The sequence below is a fragment of the Neobacillus nitrireducens genome, from assembly GCF_030915405.1.
GTDB lineage: Bacteria > Bacillota > Bacilli > Bacillales > Cytobacillaceae > Neobacillus.
The window spans coordinates 5,125,493-5,146,882 of record NZ_CP133262.1 but is presented as its reverse complement, the minus strand read 5'-3'; the positions used below and the strand labels follow the sequence as shown (position 1 = coordinate 5,146,882).

General features: G+C 39.6%; 23 protein-coding genes. 5 read left to right on the top strand and 18 right to left on the bottom strand.

All coding sequences use genetic code 11. The features are described from left to right. Positions 1-56 precede the first annotated feature (56 nt). The gene (gene shc / locus RCG22_RS25315; RefSeq protein WP_308105162.1) at positions 57-1,922 is read left to right on the top strand and encodes a squalene--hopene cyclase; all 1,866 of its coding nucleotides are present in this window, start codon (positions 57-59) and stop codon (positions 1,920-1,922) included. A 46-nt stretch (positions 1,923-1,968) separates the two neighbouring features. On the opposite strand, the gene RCG22_RS25310 is transcribed toward shc, so the two are convergent. Next, positions 1,969-2,475, bottom strand: coding sequence for a mismatch-specific DNA-glycosylase (locus tag RCG22_RS25310; RefSeq protein ID WP_308105161.1), 507 nt, complete (start codon positions 2,473-2,475; stop codon positions 1,969-1,971). Positions 2,476-2,617: 142 nt separating this feature from the next. Here RCG22_RS25310 and RCG22_RS25305 point away from each other — a divergent pair, with 142 nt between their 5' ends. From RCG22_RS25305 to RCG22_RS25290, 4 genes are read left to right on the top strand one after another with little or no spacing between them, the layout of a single operon-like run. Continuing rightward, complete coding sequence (locus RCG22_RS25305; protein ID WP_308105160.1) at positions 2,618-3,235, top strand: copper amine oxidase N-terminal domain-containing protein; 618 nt, start codon at positions 2,618-2,620, stop codon at positions 3,233-3,235. 15 nt (positions 3,236-3,250) lie between these two features. Next, complete coding sequence (locus tag RCG22_RS25300; protein WP_308105159.1) at positions 3,251-3,502, top strand: hypothetical protein; 252 nt, start codon at positions 3,251-3,253, stop codon at positions 3,500-3,502. Beyond that, on the top strand, positions 3,477-4,424 hold the full coding sequence (locus RCG22_RS25295; protein ID WP_308105158.1) for an FAD:protein FMN transferase: 948 nt from the start codon (positions 3,477-3,479) through the stop codon (positions 4,422-4,424). The genes RCG22_RS25300 and RCG22_RS25295 overlap by 26 nt, the downstream gene beginning before the upstream one ends. Next, the gene (locus RCG22_RS25290) at positions 4,421-4,984 is read left to right on the top strand and encodes a ferric reductase-like transmembrane domain-containing protein (protein WP_308105157.1); all 564 of its coding nucleotides are present in this window, start codon (positions 4,421-4,423) and stop codon (positions 4,982-4,984) included. Before RCG22_RS25295 ends, RCG22_RS25290 begins: the two co-directional genes overlap by 4 nt. Before the next feature lie 26 nt (positions 4,985-5,010). Here RCG22_RS25290 and RCG22_RS25285 read toward each other — a convergent pair whose 3' ends face one another. From RCG22_RS25285 to RCG22_RS25205, 17 genes are all read right to left on the bottom strand, one after another. Next, complete coding sequence (locus tag RCG22_RS25285; RefSeq protein WP_308105156.1) at positions 5,011-6,249, bottom strand: sensor histidine kinase; 1,239 nt, start codon at positions 6,247-6,249, stop codon at positions 5,011-5,013. After that, positions 6,242-6,919: a response regulator transcription factor gene (locus RCG22_RS25280; RefSeq protein ID WP_308105155.1), complete on the bottom strand. Its 678-nt coding sequence runs from the start codon at positions 6,917-6,919 to the stop codon at positions 6,242-6,244. The genes RCG22_RS25285 and RCG22_RS25280 overlap by 8 nt, the downstream gene beginning before the upstream one ends. Before the next feature lie 108 nt (positions 6,920-7,027). Next, on the bottom strand, positions 7,028-7,612 hold the full coding sequence (locus tag RCG22_RS25275) for a YitT family protein (RefSeq protein ID WP_308105154.1): 585 nt from the start codon (positions 7,610-7,612) through the stop codon (positions 7,028-7,030). Between the two features lie 110 nt (positions 7,613-7,722). Next, complete coding sequence (locus RCG22_RS25270; protein WP_308105153.1) at positions 7,723-9,048, bottom strand: Na+/H+ antiporter NhaC family protein; 1,326 nt, start codon at positions 9,046-9,048, stop codon at positions 7,723-7,725. A 151-nt stretch (positions 9,049-9,199) separates the two neighbouring features. Continuing rightward, the gene (gene abc-f, locus RCG22_RS25265; protein WP_308105152.1) at positions 9,200-11,074 is read right to left on the bottom strand and encodes a ribosomal protection-like ABC-F family protein; all 1,875 of its coding nucleotides are present in this window, start codon (positions 11,072-11,074) and stop codon (positions 9,200-9,202) included. 162 nt (positions 11,075-11,236) lie between these two features. Continuing rightward, the gene (locus tag RCG22_RS25260; protein WP_278251623.1) at positions 11,237-11,371 is read right to left on the bottom strand and encodes an RAxF-45 family protein; all 135 of its coding nucleotides are present in this window, start codon (positions 11,369-11,371) and stop codon (positions 11,237-11,239) included. 224 nt (positions 11,372-11,595) lie between these two features. Next, entirely contained in the window at positions 11,596-12,015 is a 420-nt protein-coding gene (locus RCG22_RS25255; RefSeq protein WP_308105151.1) for a hypothetical protein, read from the bottom strand. A gap of 15 nt (positions 12,016-12,030) precedes the next feature. Continuing rightward, positions 12,031-12,297, bottom strand: a complete 267-nt coding sequence (locus RCG22_RS25250) for a peptidylprolyl isomerase (protein ID WP_308107254.1) — start codon at positions 12,295-12,297, stop codon at positions 12,031-12,033. Then, positions 12,294-13,733 (bottom strand): S1C family serine protease, encoded by a 1,440-nt coding sequence (locus RCG22_RS25245; RefSeq protein ID WP_308105150.1) that lies wholly within the window; start codon positions 13,731-13,733, stop codon positions 12,294-12,296. The genes RCG22_RS25250 and RCG22_RS25245 overlap by 4 nt, the downstream gene beginning before the upstream one ends. Before the next feature lie 195 nt (positions 13,734-13,928). Next, positions 13,929-15,347 carry an ATP-binding protein gene (locus RCG22_RS25240; protein WP_308107253.1) on the bottom strand — a complete coding sequence of 473 codons (1,419 nt, stop codon included), beginning with the start codon at positions 15,345-15,347 and terminating at the stop codon, positions 13,929-13,931. Beyond that, on the bottom strand, positions 15,319-16,020 hold the full coding sequence (locus tag RCG22_RS25235) for a response regulator transcription factor (RefSeq protein WP_308105149.1): 702 nt from the start codon (positions 16,018-16,020) through the stop codon (positions 15,319-15,321). Before RCG22_RS25235 ends, RCG22_RS25240 begins: the two co-directional genes overlap by 29 nt. 217 nt (positions 16,021-16,237) lie before the next feature. Next, a complete protein-coding gene (locus RCG22_RS25230; protein ID WP_308107252.1) occupies positions 16,238-17,212 on the bottom strand; it encodes a quinone oxidoreductase family protein in 975 nt (324 codons plus the stop codon). A gap of 13 nt (positions 17,213-17,225) precedes the next feature. Further along, the gene (locus RCG22_RS25225) at positions 17,226-18,005 is read right to left on the bottom strand and encodes an enoyl-CoA hydratase/isomerase family protein (protein ID WP_308105148.1); all 780 of its coding nucleotides are present in this window, start codon (positions 18,003-18,005) and stop codon (positions 17,226-17,228) included. Between the two features lie 48 nt (positions 18,006-18,053). Next, positions 18,054-18,824, bottom strand: coding sequence for an SDR family NAD(P)-dependent oxidoreductase (locus RCG22_RS25220; RefSeq protein ID WP_308105147.1), 771 nt, complete (start codon positions 18,822-18,824; stop codon positions 18,054-18,056). 15 nt (positions 18,825-18,839) lie between these two features. Beyond that, positions 18,840-19,577, bottom strand: coding sequence for a 2-phosphosulfolactate phosphatase (locus tag RCG22_RS25215; protein ID WP_308105146.1), 738 nt, complete (start codon positions 19,575-19,577; stop codon positions 18,840-18,842). Between the two features lie 17 nt (positions 19,578-19,594). After that, positions 19,595-20,659: a phosphotransferase family protein gene (locus RCG22_RS25210; RefSeq protein WP_308105145.1), complete on the bottom strand. Its 1,065-nt coding sequence runs from the start codon at positions 20,657-20,659 to the stop codon at positions 19,595-19,597. Between the two features lie 117 nt (positions 20,660-20,776). Next, a complete protein-coding gene (locus RCG22_RS25205; RefSeq protein WP_308105144.1) occupies positions 20,777-21,343 on the bottom strand; it encodes a TetR/AcrR family transcriptional regulator in 567 nt (188 codons plus the stop codon). Positions 21,344-21,390: the final 47 nt, after the last annotated feature.

Here is a 21,390-nt window from a genome sequence, read left to right as displayed (position 1 = left end):
TATCGGAATATGTATGAAAGAGAATAATTTTCCGGGAGAGGAAGGAGTACTTAACTATGATTAATACAAAAAAGGGCATCGATTGGATTATTGAAAGGCTAAGGAAAGACCAATCTCCCGACGGATCTTGGAACTACCCCTTTGAAACAGGGCTGTCAACTGATGCTTATATGATCATTTTATTGCGGACATTGGAATTAAATGATGAAGAATTAATTCAAGGCTTAGTTTCAAGGATCTTAAGTAAGCAAGAAAAAAACGGGGCATGGAAACTTTATTATGATGAAGGCGATGGAAACTTGAGTGCGACCGTAGAAGCTTATTACGCTTTATTGTATTCGGGATATACAAAGAAAGATGACAAACGCTTGCGTGCAGCAAAAAGGTTTATTTTATCCAAAGGGGGCTTAGAAGAAGTTAGTATATTTACAAAAGTGATGCTTTCTTTAACAGGGCAATATATTTGGCCGGATTTCTCCCCTCTCCCGATTGAATTCATACTCTTACCACACTACTTTCCGATTAATTTCTACTCTTTATCCGTATTTGGCCGAGCCAATCTTACTCCAATTATTCTACTTGCTGACAATAAATTTTTTATTAAGACAAAGAATAGCCCTAATCTTTCCGAACTGCATATACACCGTAATCAGGATAATTCTTGGTTTCGTTCTTCTGAATATCGCTCCTTATTTTCGTTTATCGAGGATGGAGTGAAAAGATTAATGGGCTTACCCGAGCAGCTTCATCAGCTAGCGATAGAACGAGCCAAAAAGTATATGCTCGACCACCTAGAACCGGATGGCACCTTTTATAGTTATTTCAGCAGTACCTTTTTACTGATCTTTGCGCTACTCTCATTAGGATATAAGAAAACGGAACCTATCATTACAAAAGCCCTGAATGGATTGTTTGCGATGAAATGTGAAATTAACGGAACCCCTCATATGCAGTATACAACGGCTAATATCTGGAACACTTCCTTGATTGGTTATTCCCTTCAAGCCGCTGGGGTTTCATCAGACGATTCAATGGTCGTAGAAGCCAATCGTTATCTGCTAGAGAAGCAGCAGCATAAATTCGGTGATTGGGTCATCCATAATCCAAAGACTTTACCTGGAGGGTGGGGCTTTTCCGAGGTCAATACAATGAATCCCGATGTCGATGATACAACTGCCTCACTTCGCTCGCTCTCTAGACTCGTTCCACACGATAGACATGCCTGGGATCGGGGTCTGGAGTGGCTATTGTCGATGCAAAATGACGATGGCGGCTGGGCGGCGTTTGAAAAAAACACCGATACAAAGCTGTTTGAATTCCTTCCACTTGAAAAAGGGGAATTTTTGCTAACTGATCCCTCCTGTGCAGATATTACAGGACGGACCCTGGAATTTTTGGGTAATTATACGAATCTATCAAGAGACCACAAGGCCATCCAAAAAGGAGTCAATTGGCTGTTGAAAAATCAATTAATGAACGGTTCCTGGTATGGAAGATGGGGTGTTTGTTATCTATATGGAACGTGGGGAGCCGTAACCGGTTTAGTGGCAGCGGGAATACCTACTGGTCACTCTTCGATTCAAAGGGCTGTTAATTGGTTACTTAGTATTCAAAATGGCGATGGCGGTTGGGGAGAGTCATGCCATAGCGATAGGAAAAAAACATACGTGCCCTTACAAGCAAGCACCTTAACCCATTCAGGCTGGGCACTTGATACCCTGATATCCATTTCAGAGGAGCCCACTTCTCACATTCGAAAAGGAATAACCTATTTATTAGATTCACTTGAAAAAGAAGATTGGACCACTGCTTATCCAAAGGGTCAAGGAATGGCTGGTGCTTTTTACATTCACTATCACAGTTATCGCTACATTTTCCCGCTCATCGCTTTGTCACACTATCAGAAAAAATTCGAATCGTAAAAAATGAAAAACATCGACGGCAACTGTGTACGTACCGTCGATGTTTTTATTCTGCAAGTATCGGGACAAGTCCTCTATAGATATCAATAATCTCCTCCATCTTCATACGAACCAAACCACTAGAAGATGGTACCACGAAATCAATCACCCCTGGAACCAAGCCATTTATTTGCTTCCCCCACGAAATGACTTTTACACCACTGTATTGCTGGTAAACTCCTTTTCCAACAAAACAAACGACATTAGGCTTTAACCATTCGATCTTTTTCCTTAAAGTTTCTCTCCCCTCTTTGTACTCTTCTTTCGTGATCTCATCTGCTGCCTTCGTCGGCCGTGCAACGATATTTGTAAAGCCATATCCTAAATCTAACAGCTTTTCATCCTCACTTGCTTCAAACTTCCGTGGCGTTAACCCTGCTTCGTGTACTATTTTCCAAAAGCGGTTATTAGGATTGGCATAATGATGACCTACCTCACTCGAACGGATGCTGGGATTAAAACCAACAAATAAGATTTTTAAGTTTTCCTTTAGATGGTCATTGATGGGATTCATAACTATTCCCCTTTTCTGTAAGCCTTAATACCTTTACCCAATATAACATTTATTATGTTTTTTTATTATACCCTACTGTTTTCAGTTTTTTTTCAGATTAGTGGACTAAAATGCTTAAAAAAGGTACAAGGAGGACAAAAAGGTGAACAAAAAATGGAAAAAGTTAATTTCGATGTTGGCTATCCTCATCACGGTAATTTCAATTGGAACCCGCGTGATAGCAGATGATGGACACGACCATGATGACGATGATGATGAAAGATCTGAATTTTATCAAGAATCAAATGAGGATGATGATGAAAACTGGGACGCGCTACAAAATCAAGTCACTAATCTACAACCATCAGAATATTGGAATGTCTGGTCTCGCGAGGCAAGGAACAACCCAGACAATCCTTTGCCAATTAATGAACCTGCTGAGTTAACTGTTCTGGTGGAAGGTAACGAAACAAGTGTCTTCTTTATCCCAGGAGAAGGACAGTTACTTGTTTCTGTTGATCGTATTTCCGAACTCTTAGGTGCTCGAGTCAAGTTCTATCAGCAAAGTAAGATAGCAGTCTTACAAAAAGGAGATCTAGAATTAGCCATTAGAGCAGGATCAAACGCAGCGTTTGAAAATAAGATTAAAACACCGATGCCAACTCAAGCAACCGCCTATGAGAATTCCATCTATCTTCCTATTTCAGTGGCTGCAAATGCACTTGGCTACCGAATTTCTTTCGATAACACAAAAAGGGCACTGGTCTTTCAATCAATTTAAAGGAGTGTAAACATTATGGCAAAATCTAAAAAATCAAAGTGGCTTATCGGGGTGACAGGTACTGCGCTTTCCGCATTTGTAATTAGTCAGGTTGGCACGAATCAACAGGGTCAGAACCTGACATCCGATCAATCCATCATTACAAATTCAATGAGCAAGGAGGAAAAGGATTTTGTTCAACTAGATTGGTCAAATTATTCAATTAATGGGGATAATGTTGTAACGAAAGGTGTTGAACAAAGTGATCGACAAACAAGTAGATCCTGATACATTTGAAACATTAACCTTTGACGCTATGAATACCACCTTTTATTTTGTTATTTCTCAATGTAAGATTTCGAATTGGAAAGATGTTATCGAAGGATGGGTCAGGTATGTTGAAATGGAGTGGTCTCGATTTCAAGGAGGAGACAATGAGTTAGGGCAATTAAATAATTTAGAAATAGGGCAAAAAATGAATTTATCACTGCCGCTTTACGATGTCCTACAAAGAGCAGACGATTATCGCCAGAAAACAAACAGTTCGTTTTCGCCCTATTTACTATCACAAATCCAATATCATGGATATCAACTATCTTTTCCCTTCCCAATGAATGGATTCGTTAAGGAGGAGGTTATTCCTCCGTTGATTGACAGCAAAACCTCTCCATTTTTGTTTGATCCAAAACAGATTACCGTCACCCGGACGTCTGAAGGAAAGGTTGATTTAGGAGGAATCGGGAAAGGATATACCGTTCAAGCAGCTGCAAAATGGTTGAAGCATATTGGTGGGGCTTCAGCAGGGATGGTTGATGGAGGTGGTGACATGACGGTTTGGTCTGATGGATTAAAGGAATGGAAAATTGGTGTCGCCCATCCACTGCAAAAAAATAGAGAAATCGCCCAATTTCGCCTTAAAAATGGCAGTATCGCAACTTCAAATGTAATTTATCGGAGTTGGACCAAAGGAAATGAAGTGAAGCATCATATCTTAAATGGAAAGACTGGTTTTCCTGCTGAGAATCATATCATCCAAGCGACAGTCATTTCAGAAAATTGCCTGGATGCAGAAGTCGGAGCAAAACTTTGTCTCATCGAAGAAGTGAAAAATATAAAAAGCCAATTAAAAAAAATAAGTTCAGCGTTTACTTATCTTCTTGTAAATGATCAGGGGAAGGTTATCTCAGGTAGATTGGAGGAATTGATGTGACCGAATTATTTTCTTCTTGGACATTAATCCGTACGTCAGGATTCTTGGGGTACTACTTCCTAACCCTATCCCTTTCTCTTGGATTAGTTCAATCATTGTCAAAACTGAAGAAAAAGAAAGCAATGCTCCTTTCGTTACACCAGAAAAGCAGCTGGTATGGATTGCTTACGATCATCTTTCATATCATCTTAATTTGGCAGGATCAATTTGTTCCCTACTCACTAGATGAGCTATTCATCCCTTTTCATGCCGAAAACGAATCGTTATTTTCCGCATTGGGAACACTCTCATTTTATCTGTTTTTCCTTGTCGCACTATCCTCCGATTTTTTCATGAAGAAATTGGGGTTTAAGAAGTGGAAGTATATTCATTTTGCCGTGTTCCCTGCTTGGATTTTAATGCTTATCCATGGACTTGCGATTGGGACGGATTCAAGTGAACCGTGGGCGTTATTTATTTACTCTTTTTCGAGCCTTCTAATGATCGTCCTATTGTTTATTAGGATCACCGATAATGCTGAGAAACATCAAAGCTCCAACCGCAAAAATCTTAAATGTTAATAAACGTCAGCTCTGTAAGCTGGCGTTTATCTTTTATCCTTAAAAATCACCGTAAACACGGTCCCCTCTCCTTCATTACTGGCAGCATATATTTCACCGCCATGGGCCTTAACAATGGATTGAGCAATCGAAAGACCCAAACCTGACCCACCTTTTTCCCTTGACAAATCGGCACGATAAAACCGGTCGAAAATAAAAGGCAGGTCTTTGGATGAGATCCCGCAGCCTGTATCACTAACAGTTAATATTTTCACCCCATTCTCTGAATGTAAAGATAGGATAACCTTACCTTCCGTTGTATACCTTATGGCATTATCTAGCAAAATATATAGTAATTGTTGAACTCTTACTTCATCACAGATAAAAGTGATATCCGTTTTGATATTTTGTTCAAATTGAATACTTTCCGGTGCAATCCTTGAGAACTTTTTAAAAACGATCATTAATAAGCCGGATAGGTTTACCTCTTTCATCTCCAAGCTTAATTGGTCATTATCACTTCTTGCTAAAAATAAAAGATTATTGATTAGACTGCTCATAAGATATGCTTCTGTTTTGACATCTTCCAGAACCTCTTGTCCGTAAGAACTTAAATTTTCTTTTTCTTCCCTCATCAATACATCAACGGAGCTATAAAAAATACTTAGCGGAGTTCTTATTTCATGAGAAGCGTCTGAAACAAATTTTTCTTGTTTATGAAAGGCATTTGTGATTGGTTTCATTGCTTGCCCTGCAAAATAATAGCCTAAGCCTGCAAATAACAAGCTAAAAAGTAAGGTTAAGCCAATGAGAGTCCATGTGATATTTTGAATCAGGTGCTTTTCGCTTGAAATATTCATCCCAAGAATAACAAAACCGTACCGGTTATCATCGAGTAACAGAGGTTGTTTAACTAAGAGAAGATGTTCCTGTTTCCACTCCACTCTTTCTGTAAATGACTTTCCTTTTGTCAGCATATTTTCTTCTATCCAACTAGAGAGGGATGGAAGTGATTCCTCTCCATAAATCAGTTCAGCCTGTCGATTGTATACGTAATAAAATATCGCTCGGTTTGGATCTTTCTCTAACCCATGATGTTTTTTTTCATAAAGCTCCTCGATAAAGTCCGATTTTTCTCTATTAAAATAAACATTTATTTCATCTAATTCTTTTTCATTTATTTCATCTGAGATTAATAAATAAAGTAAGCCAATAAATGATACAAGTACACAAAGGAGCGATAAGGAATAGAGTATGGTTAACTTTGCTTTCACTTGGCTAAACATCGGAATGTCTCACTTTATAACCGATTCCGCGAATATTTCGAATTAACGATGGTCCCCCCGGCAAATCTATCTTTTTTCGAACTAATTTTACCAATGCATCCAAGGCATTATCAGAGACTTCTGTATCATAGCCCCACAGTTTTTCAAACAATAGCTCTCTTGTCAGTACTTGATTATGGTTTCGAAATAATAGTTCTAAAAGATGGTATTCTTTTTTTGTTAATTCAATAATAGAATCGTTTCTTTTTAAGACATGCGTATTTAGGTTAAGAGTTAAATCAGCGAGAGTGATTACTTCTTCTAGTGGTTTTTCTTTTCTGCGGCTAATCGCTCTTATCCGTGCTAATAACTCATTCAATTCAAACGGTTTAACAATATAATCATCGGCACCTGAATCAAGACCTGCGATGATATCTTGATTGGCATCCTTCGCGGTTACAAATAATATTCCACTCTGGATTCCTTTTTGACGCAGCCTTTTACAAACGGTTAAACCATCTTGTCCGGGCATCATCCAATCCAAAATAATGACATCGTAAGTAAGAAGGCAGGCATTGTCATAGGCTTCCTTCCCACTCTTTACCCAATCAACGCGGTGAAATTCCTTTTGAAGTAAGTGGGCCACTAATTTCCCAAGTCGGACATCATCCTCAGCCAGTAATATATTCACACGCTCCACCCCTTTTTCAAAAAAATTCCTTTTGCTATTATCATAGCAAGCTTTTCTGAAAAAAGAGTGAAAAATCCATGAACGTATTGGGAGGAAAGAATAATTAACCTAATCTATGAAAATTTGCTCTTTACGAAAAGAGGTAATCAGACTCGCTAATAGTCCCACAATCGCTACGATGATCAATGAATAAAAAAGCTTCACATATTGAAGCAGATAGAGGCCAGTAATAATGATGACGGCGTCCATCGCAAACATAATGACACCAACATTCACTTTTGACCATTTGGCAATGATTAATGCAAGCAAGTCCATACCTCCAGGACTAATATGATGTCGGAGCATAACCCCAACCCCACTGCCAATAATCATCGCCCCAATAATCACACTGCTTAAAATCGGCAAATGGAACATTCCATTTAATGGAACCAACAATTCTATCATGAGTCCTGTACAGATTGCTCCAATTACACCGTTGAAAAAATAACCAGGATCTGATTTAAATGCGAACATATACACAGGGATATTAAGAAAAATAAAAGTAATTCCAGTTTTAAAACCAAATATATAGTTTAGCAATAAGCTGATGCCTAAAAACCCTCCATTAATAATATTCAAAGGAAGAATAAACCCATTTATACCAATCCCAATCATGGTGCTCCCAAACCCAATTATCAGCAATTTTTTTATCATTTGATTCATCCCTTGTCCCAATTCTTTATTACCACATATATGATTGAAAAAGGAACTTCATTCGAAAGGATTCATTTTAGACCGCAAAAAGGAGTCACAAAGGACTCCTTTTAAACAATTGCTGTTTGTTTTTCTTTGGACTTTCGAGTCTGTTTAACCAAGGATACCAACATCGTTAAAATGGGTAAAATCCATAAAAAAATGGCAAAGGGCAGATATTCGATGATTGGGATACCAACGATTGTACTGCACATGATGGCAAGGACACTCCACGGCACTATTCCCGGAAATAGCATCGTCGTATCCCCCATGACTCTTGCTAACTCCTCTTTTCCATAGTTCCTAGACCAATGTGGCAGGAAGGACCTTCCGGTAAGAATAATTGGCAGGGTTTGATTAGCCGCTATTAACGTAATCAAAAAGGTGGCCAGAAGTGTTTTAAAGGTATCGCCAGTTAGTGAACGAGATGATTGTAACCACTTATCTAAATAAGGCTGAATGACATTCATTTCTTCCAACAGGCCATTATACGCACCTGCCAATCCTAAAAACAGGAGCAATTCATACATATGAAGGAACCCGCCGCCCAGACCCTCGATGCCATGCCATAAAGAGAAGACGAATTTTGGTAAAGATATTCCGCTGAAAAGTGCAATGACTGCAGCTGATATTATGCTAGTTAAAAAGGCATAAACAATGCTAATTCTTAATAGAACAAACGTTATTAAGATGAGCGGCGGGATAAATCGTACAACTGATAGTTCATTCCAACTTACTTGTTGCTGATTAGCAGCAGCTGTTTGTGAGACCAGATAGTCCGCAACTCCATAAAAGCAAAAGCATAGAATAATAGCCGTCATGGTAGTAAAAAACATCGCCTTCCATTGTCTTTTTACCGGTAATTCCACCGTATGGGACAAAAGTTGATGCGCACTTGAAAACGGTGAAGTCCTGTCCCCAACAAACGCTCCTGATACCAGGGCTCCAGCCACTATTTCAACAGGAAGCTTAAGGACGATCGCTGTACCGATAATTGGGATGCCAATCGCACTTAATGTGCCGACCGTGGTGCCAAGCAGCATCGAAAATACCATTGCACTTAGAAACGATAAGAGAAGAAAATGATGTGGTGTAATAAAATGCAGAGCAATTTTCACCATTTGTTGAATAGTACCTGATAAGTACCATGACGGCAGTAAAAAACTAACTAGGAATAGAATTAGAATCACGATTCTTGTCTTGTTAACACCCACTATACTAATATGCAGGATCTTTTTTATTGATAGATTTTTCCTTTTTGCTAACCAAATAAGGAGGAGATAGCCTGGAAAAAAACCAACCACGAGGGGGTGATGAAAGATAACTGACCAAACTACCCCTGTTAAGGTGATGAGCAAAAGCAGCAAAACTTGTCTTAATGAAAACTTATCAATCATAAATAAACCCACCCTTTATTTACCCAACATCTTTTCATTATAAGGAAAAGTTTGCCTTCCGAATAGGAAAAATCCAAACAAAAAGAGCCGCAAAACTGTCGGCTCCATTATTCCTTAAAAAGCATAAAAACAATTGGATATTATTTCCTCTTTAGATAATTTCCTCTAGTTGTTGATAGAGACGGTCACGGCTGTTTTCCCGCAACTCCAACTCATGATATATTTTTTGCAGTAACTCAAGCTCGCTTTCTACTCCAAGTTTTTGTTTTAAATTTTGAATTTCTGCCTCAATTTCCTCAATTTTTTCTTCAAGTACGCCCGCCTCATCCTTTTCCACCTTTAATACTTTTGGCAAAGAAGTTTTGCTTAGCTCCGGCTTTTCCGGTGGTAGTTTGATCGTGATTGTTTCTTCCAGTTTACGCTTCGCCCAATCATAGTTTCCGTCGAAAAAGCGAACAGTCCCATCCTGAAGCCAGTAGATTTTCTTAAATAATTTATTGAGGAAATAGCGGTCGTGGGACACAGCTAAAATCGTTCCGTTAAACTGGTCCAGTGCTTCCTCTAACACCTCACAGGAATCAATATCGAGATGATTCGTCGGTTCATCCAGGACCAAAAGATTAATATCCTGGTACATTAACTGTGCAAGTCTAAGTCTCATTCTTTCTCCACCGCTCAGTTGACTTACCTTGCGGAATACGGCAGGGCCGTAGAATAAAAACCGGGCTAAAATATGACGCGCTTCTCCTTCATTGACGACCACTTCAGACCGAAATACATCAATCAGCTGCTGATCGCCGATTTCCGTAAAGACATGTTGTGACAGATAACCTATTTTCACATTACTTCCAACCTTGACCACGCCTTTATCCGGTTCCATTTTGTTTAGAATCATTTTTAACAGCGTAGATTTACCAGTGCCATTCTCCCCGACAATGGCGGTACGATCCTTATATTGAACAAGCAGGTTCACATGATCAAACAGGGTCCTGCTTCCAAAACTCTTCGTAACGTCTTCCATTACGATCACATCTTTGCCGCTACGGTCAGCGGCTTCGAAATCAATCGCCATTTTTTTGACGTCTATCTTGGGACGCTCCAGTTTTTCAATCCGTTCCAATGCCCTTTGCATATTTGTCGCTCGTTTATGAAGGGCTGCACTTGGTGGGTTGGAACGGTTTGCCCACTCACGGAGACGCTTAATCGCCTCTTTCATCTTTTTTATTTTCTTCTGTTGTTCTTGATACTCCTGAAATTCTCTTAACAATCGCTCTTCTTTCTCTTTCACATAGCCGCTGAAATTCGTATGGTAGAGTTCAATTTCTCCATCTTCCATTTCCAGCACCTTTGTGACAACCTCATCTAAAAAGTAACGGTCATGGGAGATAAGGATAATTGTTCCCGTGTATTCCTTAAGGAAGGCCCCTAGCCATTCAATCGCCTTCATATCTAAATGATTTGTCGGCTCATCAAGCAACAAAAGTTCTGGACTTTTCAATAAACTTAAACCCAGTCCAACTTTTGTTTTCTCCCCTCCGCTTAATGATGAGAAGGTTTTTTCAAGCAGGTTGGTAATATTTAACCCGTTTGCAATCCGTTCCAATTGGGCATCCATTTCGTATCCGCCATTTAAAATAAACGCATCTTGTAGTTTCCCGTATTGATCCATTAATCTTTGGAGATCACCAGGAGCAATTTCCTGCCCCATTTCAACCTCTAATTGCTGCAGCTTGGTTTCTGTTGCTGTTAATTTCTCAAAAGCAGTTTTTAACACTTCCTTACTTGTCAGTTCTTTAAAATCAGGAATCTGAGCTAGATAACCGATTTTGAGACCCTTTTTCCAATGAATAACCCCTTCATCGACCGTTTCCTGATTGGCGAGTAATTTTAATAATGTTGTTTTGCCGCCGCCGTTGCGTCCAACAAGACCAATCCGGCTTCCTTCCTGAACTTCAAGGGATAAGTCTTTAAAAATTATATTTCCTCCAAATGATTTGGCTATATGATTAACGCTGCAAATTATCATGTTCATTCTCCTATTCATGTAAATTAAAGATGAACACTCTCTTTTTAAATAAAAAAAAGCCGCGGCATCTTTTCGACCCGCAGCTTTTAAAAGAGGGCATGAAAAAAGAGTGCGTCAAGAAGCACTCTTTTCCTACCTATTTTGGGTGGGTAAAGAGATGTGTTATCGTTCTATATTCATTTTGTTGTTTTGAAAAAAGGGCAGACTCCCCCCTTTGAAAACTACACCATGAAAAATTGCACGATAAATATTAAGAGCTTCCAACCATAATAACCGTGCAAAAATAGAACGTTTCATCTCTTCTCCACCTCCGTTTCTAATCAAGTTATTTTTATTGTAAATTTTTCTGATAACGATTGCAAGCCCGTTTTTTCTGATAAATCTAAAGGTTGGGAATTTGATTCCGCAGAATAGGTTGGCTATTCCGCCAACACTTGGGAGAATTCCGCTAACCCGAAAGATTATTCCGCCAAACTTCCAAGTTATTCCGCCAACTTAACCATTTATTCCGCCAACACGCTTCAATGAAGGTACTTTTTACGAGAACCCTGCCTTCTTCGGAAGACAAACTTTCGAAAATCATCTTCCTTTAAATTCCCATCGTAGCTTAAGAAGAGTAAGGATTGGTATTCTGGATACCTCCCCTTGACAAAAAGGGCGAAATCCTTTCGTTCGCCCTTTTGTTTCATTTTAAACTCTTCCTGTCCAATGATTTCTTCAATTTTCTTCTCATAATAGGCCTTCGTATCTTCCCACTTTTCCTTGCGATTCACCAAAACATCTCTGGCATAGGCAGGTAATTTCTCAATCACAAGATCAATATAGCCTTCTGACCACATTTTGTCCTTTTCAGGGAGTTCAAAGACCATATTCATCAACTCAAGATCATCGACTGTATCCATTGCTGCATATTTCCCGACCCGATTCATCTTGTTGTTCACCTCTTGATTGTAGGGTTAAGCCTCTTCTAGGGTATTCTCGATTTTATAGTTCTTTTTCTTAGCCTCTAGCCAGGTTGTATACTCTGATTCAATTTTCTGATCAAGTAAAGTCGCTTTAATTTTATCTTTACTGTCATTATAATTTGCTTCTTGTGCTTCCTTTTTAGCCTCAACTTTAATAATATGGTATCCATACTTTGTCTTTACTGGTTTACTTACTTGGTTTACGGCTAGTCCAAAGGCCGCATCGTCAAATTCTGTAACCGTTCTCCCTTTTGTTATTCTGAAAGTTTCACATTGACCGTCATTTGTTTTCCGTTACGGTAAACTCCAAATTTTATTTCATCACCCTTGTTTACTTTTGTGTATAAATATTTCCTAAGTTCTGAAGAACTAGTAATTTCTTTTCCATTCATGGAGATAATAATATCCTTTACTTGCAGTCCAGCGCTTGCAGCTGCAGAATTAGGCTCAATGGTTGTAAGCATGACACCCTTAGTTATGTTAGGGAGGTTTTGCCAGTACATTTGTGGAACTTGATCAAGGTCAGAAAGCCCTACCCCAAGATAAGGACGGTCAATTTTTCCGCTTTTTATTAATTGATTCACAATTGGAATGAGGTCATTACTTGGAATCGCAAAGCCTAACCCTTCGACACCACTCTCAGAGATTTTTAAACTATTAATACCAATCACTTGCCCTTGTGGGTTAATTAGGGCACCGCCGCTGTTCCCTGGATTGATTGCAGCGTCCGTCTGAATAACATTGGTATCCCAATTTCCCGCTGAAGTAGTTACTGCAATGCTTCGATTCGTCGCACTTACAATCCCTTGTGTTACTGTTCTTGATAGATCAAGGCCGAGCGGGTTTCCAATTGCATAGACCTGGTCGCCCGGGCGAAGTGTAGACGAATCACCAAAATCGGCTGTTGCCGTCACGTATTTGGCATCAATTTTTAATACAGCGAGATCCGTTAAGGCATCCGTACCAACCACTTCTGCGGATGCCTTTTCGCCGTCAAACAAAGATACTTCAAGTTTTGAGGCCCCTTCGACCACGTGGTTGTTGGTAACAATATAGGCTTTGCCGTTATTTTTTTGAAAAATAACCCCAGAGCCTGATCCACTTTCCACACTTTGTGAAGAGTTAGGATCTCCATAAAAATTATTCTGTTGTTGTTGATAATTGACGATCCCAACAATGGCTTTTGATACCTTTTCGACCGTATCTGCAATTGAATTAGATGATACCGCTGTTGGCTGGGCCACAACTGGTGTTACCTGTGTACCTTGTTGAGAACTACTTGCCTCCTGATTCTCCACTTTCGGGAAATGATCATTGATATAGTTTGTATAAGGAAGAATGGCTAATGTCAAAACAGACCCAATTACTCCTGCTGCAAGTGTAGAAGCAAATCCTTTTGCTCTCCGTTTTTTCTTATTCTTTTGATCATCCTGACTAAAAGTACGCGATTGCTCCTTTTCCGGTGGTAATAATACTTCCTCCGTGGGTTTAAAATCTGTAGTTTCTTCTTGCTCCTCACGCTCCATAAAATCGTTCACCTCAACTTTGTAAGTTGCATCGACTGCATATTTATTTTCTTCGGAATGATTGACATTGATTATATCTGTAATTGGTTCTTCTCTAATTGTATTTCCAGTTTTCTCAGATGAATTTTGTTGACTCTCTTCAAATTCATTTTCATTTTTAAATTCCATCTTACTCAATCTCCTTCAAAGATTTTCTATCTTGTCTTTACTTTAACTAACAAATCTTAAGAAATTATTAACAAACTATAACGACTTTTGGAAAAAACTAAGAAGTTTTATCGTTTATTAGATATCAGCGATACGAATTATCAGCCCAAAAAAGCTGCAGGCATCGACCCGCAGCTTCTTTATTGTTAGTAATATCTATATTTTAATCACGAATTTTGTCCCTTTTCCCGCTTCACTGAAAACATTGATTTCGCCATTATGAAGGAGAACCAATTGCTTTACAATCGACAGACCTAACCCAAATTCACCATATGGATTACTGGTCCTGGAAATATCAGCCTTATAGAAACGACGCCAAATATTTTCGATGTCACTCGGATCGATGCCAATCCCTGTATCTTCTACTTCAATAATAGTCGACTGGCCGTCCGTTCTCCCGCGCAGCCAAATCGTTCCGTCCGAGGTAAACTGTATGCTATTTTTGGTGATGTTTATTAATATTTGAATCAAACGATCGTAATCCGCATTAACCATGACATCTGGATTAGCTTCAATCACAATTTGATTATTTTTATCCTCTGCTTGAGGCTGTAGTTGTTCCTGAATAATTTCAAGTAACTCGAAGAGCTGAAAATCTTCTCTGTATAATTTGATTTGATTGGAGCGAATTTTGTCAAAATCCAAATTTTCATTGACTAGACGAATCAGTCTTTTGGCTTCTTGACTGACTAGATTAATGCCACGTTCTTTATCTTCTTCTGGAATCATGTCGTTTTTCAATCCCTCAATAACGCCGCTAATGGTCGTCAGTGGCGTCCGCATTTCATGGGAAACATCTGATAAAAATTGTCTGCGCCTGTTTTCTAAACTTTCAATTTCCTCCATCGAGGTATTAATTTTGTCGACCATGTGATTAAAATCGTTTGCTAACTCACCAATTTCATCAAAATTAGCAGATGTTACATGGACATGATAATTCCCAGCAGAGACGAGGGAGGTTGCTTCACGAAGACGTTTAATCCTGTTCACATGAATCCTTGATAGAAACCAACTAAGCAGAAAGGACACAACAAGTGCAATAATAATGGCATACAAGATAAACTGATTAACGCGATGAATCATGGCACTTGAGCCGCTAATCGGTGAGGTTAATAAAATCCCACCAATAAAGGTTCCGTTATTAAGATACGGTAAAACAACAAAAGTAACCCCTTCTTGGCCAAACCTTTTATAATCACTATTCACCACAAGAGTTTGACCATTTGAAATCCGATCCCAATCTTTGTCAGATAACCTCCCAGGGGCTGGACCCTGTTTTCCAACAGCGTATAGTTTTCCGTCTTGGTCAAACAAACTAAAGCTCATTTTTCTTGTTGATAACACAGAACTATAACGATTAATAACTTGGCCCGCCGCTTGCGGAGTTTCATCAATCTCAGATAGTATAGATTTTCCGTAAGAGATGAGTTCGTTTGCTTTGTTCTCATAGACCAGATTTTCTACATAATGGGCGAATAATAGGCTTAATACTAAAAAGGCAACAATGATAATACTGATGTGACTAAAGAATTGTTGGTAAATATACCTAAACTTCATCCGCTTTGATGGATTCATCAAACTTATACCCTACCCCCCATACCGTATGGAAGAATGGTTGTGAACTTGTTTCCACTTTCTTACGCAGTCGTTTGATATGAACATCGACAGTTCGTTCATCCCCATAAAACTGATAGCCCCAAACACGTTCAAGCAACTGTTCTCTTGAAAACACCTGGCGGGGATGTTCCACCATATAATAAAGTAAATCGAACTCCTTAGGTGTTAAGTTTGTGACCGGTGTTCCATCGACAATCACTTCGCGCGTATTTTTACTTATTTTAAAATGGTCTGTTTGGAGGAAATCGTCGGCCTCCTTAGGCACTTGGGTTTGGAACCTGCGCGTAACCGCCTTAATTCTCGCCATCAATGTCAGTGGACTAAATGGCTTGGTTACATAATCATCCGCACCCATTTCAAGACCAAGCACTTGGTCCGACTCACTGTCTTTCGCTGTTAACATAATGACGGGAACTGTATGACCTTCTTGCCTAATTTTTCGGCAAATCGTCACTCCGTCCATTCCAGGCAGCATCCAGTCAATAATAAGCGCATCCCATGTTGCTTCTTTTATACGGTTATATCCTTGGAGGCCATCATTGACAAATTCCCCATCAATGCCTTCTTTGGCAAAAAACATTTCGATCATTGAGCAAACACTTTTATTGTCTTCAATCACTAAAATTCTCAAAACCAATCAGCTCCTATTAAAACCTAAAGTGTTCTTTTTTATTAAGTTTATCTCAAATTTTAAGCATATCAACAATAAATGCAATTCTTCCCTACTATTTAATAGTTTGTTCATAGTTTATTAATAAAAAAGACGGTGTGAGCAGAGCCAAATGCCACTTTTCCAATAGAAAAGAGGCTTGAATCACTTCAAGACCTCTTTCATACATTATTTATTATTATAGTTCTAGAATTAATTTACCATGTGTTTTTCGCGATTGCAGCAAGATGTGGACCTTTGCTGCATCCTCTAATGGGAATACCCCTCCAATGGTGAGCTTTAATTTTCCTTCACCGAGGTATGTAAGTAACTCAACCAAACTCGGTTGAAGCAATTCAGGTTTTCTCATAATCTGTGGCAGGAAAAAGCCAATTACTGATTGGTTTCTGGCCATTAGTGATGACGGATAGAAGCGGGCTTGTTCACCGCTTGCAGCGCCAAACACAACAAGGCGTCCAAACGTGGCAAGACATTTGACTGTTTTATTAAAAACCTCACCGCCCACCATTTCAAGCGCCACGTTTACCCCTTTGCCGCCAGTTGCCTCAAGAACCTGTTGTTCCCAGTCCGGCTCCGTATAGTTGATGAGCACATCTGCACCCATTTCACTTGCTAACGCCAACTTTTCATCCGAGCTTGCGGTTGCGATTACTTTGCCAGCCCCAAATAATTTGGCAAGCTGAACCGCAATAGTTCCCACACCGCCTGCAGCAGCATGCACAAGGACACTTTCTCCTTTTTCTAACCGTCCCATTGTTTTTAAAATATGGTACGCACTTAAGCCTTGAAGCGGTAGTGCCACAGCCGTATGGAAATCTAAATGCTCCGGAATTGGAATCAGTGCACGCTCATCGGCTAACGCATATTCCGCATAGCCTCCTGATTCGATTAAAGTGACAATTCTTGTTCCCGGCTTAACTTTCGTCACCTGTTCGCCAACGGCAGCGACGACTCCAGCTATTTCAGCACCGGGAATAAAAGGCAGCGGTGTCTTGACAACATACTGCCCTTCTCTCCTTGCGGTATCTGCATAGTTTACACCAATTGCTTTGATTTCAATTAATACTTCATGGCCAGTTGGGGCAGGCTTGTCAAGTTCCACTAAATTTAATACTTCTGGTCCGCCATACTCTGTTAATCGAACTGCTTTCATCATTTGTCATCTCCTATTTTCCTTTAAATGCTGGTTTTCTCTTTTCCTTAAAAGCGGTAATACCTTCTTTGTGATCCGCCGTTTGCACCATTAATGTCTGAATCAGCCGTTCCTGCTCAAGGATATCCTCAAGTGTTGAAGTATATGACTGATCAATTAATTTCTTTTGTTTTCCAAAAGCTTTTCCGGGACCATGAGCCAATTTTAAAGCAAACTTTGTTGTTTCTTCCTGGAGTTTTTCCAATGGTACTAGATAATTAATTACCCCCAGTTGATAGAGACGCTCAGCAGGGACCGGCTCTGCCGTAAAGAAGAATTGTTTTGCTAAATGAGGGCCAATCAGTCTTGGAAGCAAATAAGAGCCGCCGCCATCGGATATTAAGCCCACCTGTGAGAAACTAAGGGCAAACTTACTTCCTTCTGCTGCTACAATTAAATCACAGGCAAGAGCTAAATTGAACCCTGCCCCGGCTGCAAACCCATGGACAGCTGCAATGATGGGCTTTTCTGTTTCTTTCATTAATAAAATGAGTTCATTAAGTTTCCCGATATGGTCGTAAACTTGAACAGAATCTGCCTGCCCCATTGTTTTCACGTCACCACCTGCACTAAAGGAGCGCCCAGCTCCTGATAACACAATTACCTGGATGTCTTCATCATTTTGGGCATTTGTAAGTGCATCCTTTAACCCTAAAATCATCTCGGGGCTAAAAGCATTTAGACTTTCCGGACGGTTTAAAGTTAATGACAAGACCGGACCTAATTTTTCAACTATTAAATCTCCTTGGCTCATTTTCATCTTCCTTTCGGTTTAAGTTAGGAAACTTTCATTTAAAAAGATTTATTTTATAAGCCAGCCCCCATCAACAAGTAAATCCGAACCAGTCATATAAGAGGAATCACTCGAAGCAGCAAATGCAATGACACTAGCAATTTCCTCAGGATTTCCTACTCTTTGTAATGCTGTGTTTTTTTGGATGGCTCTCACAAAACGATCACTTTTTAAGCCTTGCTCGGTTAAAGGGGTCTCGACAAATCCGGGGGATACGGAGTTGACACGAATCTCATAGGGTGCTAATTCTAGGGCAAGTGACCTCGTCAAATTAATCACTCCTGCTTTCGCTGCACTATAATGTGGTATTTCCGCACCCGCCTGATGACCTGATAAGGAGGCAATATTGACAATTGCCCTGTTATGCACCTGTCGCTGGGCACCATTAACCATGATTTTTCCAAGCGCTTTTGAAACCAAAAACACACTCTTCAAATTAACAGCTTGCACATCGTCCCATTCTTGTTCGGACATTTCCAATAGTCTTGAGTTCCTAGATCCCCCGGCATTATTGATTAAAACATGTAAATCGCCGTAATAACGCTCTACATATTCTGCTAATTCAGCAACATCCTCTGCATCAGTACAATCTGCAGCGAAGATTTCTGCTAATGGAATTTTACTTTTTTTATTTATCTGGTCTGCCGTTTCTTCGAGCTTTTGTTTCGTTCTGCCTACTAAGATTACCTTTGCACCCTCACTAGAAAGGCGAAGAGCTGTCGCCCTGCCTATTCCACTGCCTGCTCCAGTTATTAATGCAATTGTTTGTACAAACCTCATCAATGCCACCACCTTCTATAGAGAGTAGATTGTTTCGACCACAACTCTTCCGTCCTTTAAAATAGGGACAATCGATGTTATACCTTTGGATGCAGCTAACCTTAAGTCTGGCTGTTGATCATATTTATCAAGCAGTTTTCCAACATAGGAATCTAGTAAAACTTCGTAGGCATCCTCTCGACTCCTGTAGAAATATAGGGCCGTTTTCGCTGCATCCGTTAATTCATATTCACTATTATTCATCAGACAATCAATTAAATGACCTGCTCCATAAAAATCTTCTAAACTAGTTTCACCCGAATTTCCTGAACAAATGATTAGAACAGTGTCGTCCTTTGCTGTTTTTTGAATGGCAGCGGCGATGGCCGGGTTATTGAGCATTGATGCAATATAGACCTTTTTTGCTGAGGACGATTTCCTCAATGCAACCGTACCATTTGTTGTTGACAGTATTAATATTTTTCCGTTGATAGATTCTCTGATTAACGTTGGACTAGGATAAACAAACCCATCAATAGGTTTAGCATCTAGTTCCCCAGCCAGGATATATTCACCCTGTGGGTATTTTTTCGTTTGTTCGATCGCATCCTTCCTGTGCAAAACCGGAACCACTTCTTTTGCGCCATCCGTTAATGCCGATACAATCGTGGTCGTGGCTAGCAGGATGTCTAAAACAACTGCGAGTTTATTTCCATTCGTTAGTTTCTCTTCTCGGATGTCTTCTTTCTTCATGAGAAGGTGAATCTTTGTCATTCCCACCCATCTCCCCTTTAGACCCGTTCATCTGCAACATTCGCAGCATGCAGAATTAAATTTTTTACGAAGTAATTAAAATTAGCAAAACGTGTGTCCGTGGTTTGCCCTTTTTTATAGCGGTAATAAATTTGTTGACCAATAACCGCCAGTTTAAAATAGGCAAATGTTAAATAAAAGTTTAAATTAGAAACATCGCGGCCGCTTTTTTTCGCATAAAGCTCAATAAATTCATTCCTTGATAAAAATCCTTCATGGACAGCTGTAATCGGGGCCTTACCTAAACCATTAATCAAAAGCTCCGAATCATCGCTTTGATTCCAATAACTCATGGCGACACCAAGGTCTGCAAGTGGGTCGCCAACAGTGGTCATTTCCCAATCAAACAGTCCTACCATATCCGTTAAATCCCCATTAAACATGGCGTTATTAAACTTATAGTCATAATGAATGATAGTTGCTTCGTGTCTTTTCGGCGTATGGTCTGCCAGCCAACGCTTTAACTGTTCAAGACCATCGATTTCATCGGTTTTTACCCTTTCATACCTCCCAATCCATCCATGGACCTGCCTCTCCATAAAACCATCTGGCTTGCTTATTTCAGCAAGACCCGTCTCTCTATAGTCAATAGCATGTAATTCAACAAGTCGATTAACCATAACCTCCGATAGGTTCAGACAGACATCATCAGTTACTGTCATTCCATCAGGGAAGGATGTGTCGATTACAAGGCCCTTTTTTCTTTCCATCAGGAAAAAAGGACTGCCAACGATCGTCTCATTATTAGAAAATAGGAGAGGCTTCGGGGCAACATGAAAAATAGGATGTAGATCGGATAGAATTTTATATTCTCTTTCCATATCGTGAGCTTTCGGTGCGACAGGACCAAGGGGAGGACGTCTAAGTACAGCTTCCCAACTTCCCTTTTTGATTTGATAAGTTAAATTCGAATGCCCCGCAAAAAATTGTAAGATTTCAAGTGGACCACCCGGCAGGTTTTCAAAGTGATCTTGTAAAAACTTTTCAAGGGCAGGAAGGTTCAATTCCTCTCCTTTTCGGACAGGGATTGTATCATTACTCATCTGGAGATTCCTCCTTGCAATTTGGAATTTTCATACTCCCAAAACCAATACTAACCGGTTGGTATTTTCATTAAAAAAAAGAGAGTAATTTCCACAAAACCCTCTCTCAACTTTTCTTCAATTGACTTGGATTCCCTTTAAAATCATTTCGACAAAAATTTCTGCTACCTCCCGGTCCGTTACCCTTCCGCTCGGATTAAACCATTGATAGCTCCAGTTGGTAATTCCTAGAATCGCCATTGTTATGATTAAAACATCTAACTCAGGACGGAACTCACCATTTTCTACCCCGGTCCGAATCAATTCTTCTATATTGAGACGGAACTGGTCTCTTTTTTGCACAATTAGTTCAACATGCTCAGAACTCAAATTATTAATTTCTCTAAAGAAAATTTTTGCAGCCGCTCCTTGACTGGATATACTTGTGATTAACATCGTAACAATTTCAAATAATTTTTCTTTACAAGACTTTGTATCATCTTTTAATATTTGCTCCTGATATAAAAGTAAACCATCTATATAACCAAGGTGGATATCCATTAGCAATTCTTCCTTACTTGAAAAGTAATAGTAGAATGTACCCTTGGTAACACCTAGCGAATCCACAACATCTTGAATGGAAGTTTCGGTAAATCCCTTTTTTTCAAATAGACGGATGCTTTGCGCAGTAATTTTTTCCTTCACATTATGTCCTCGCATTCTGTAAAAATCTCTATTGAGAATTATATCAT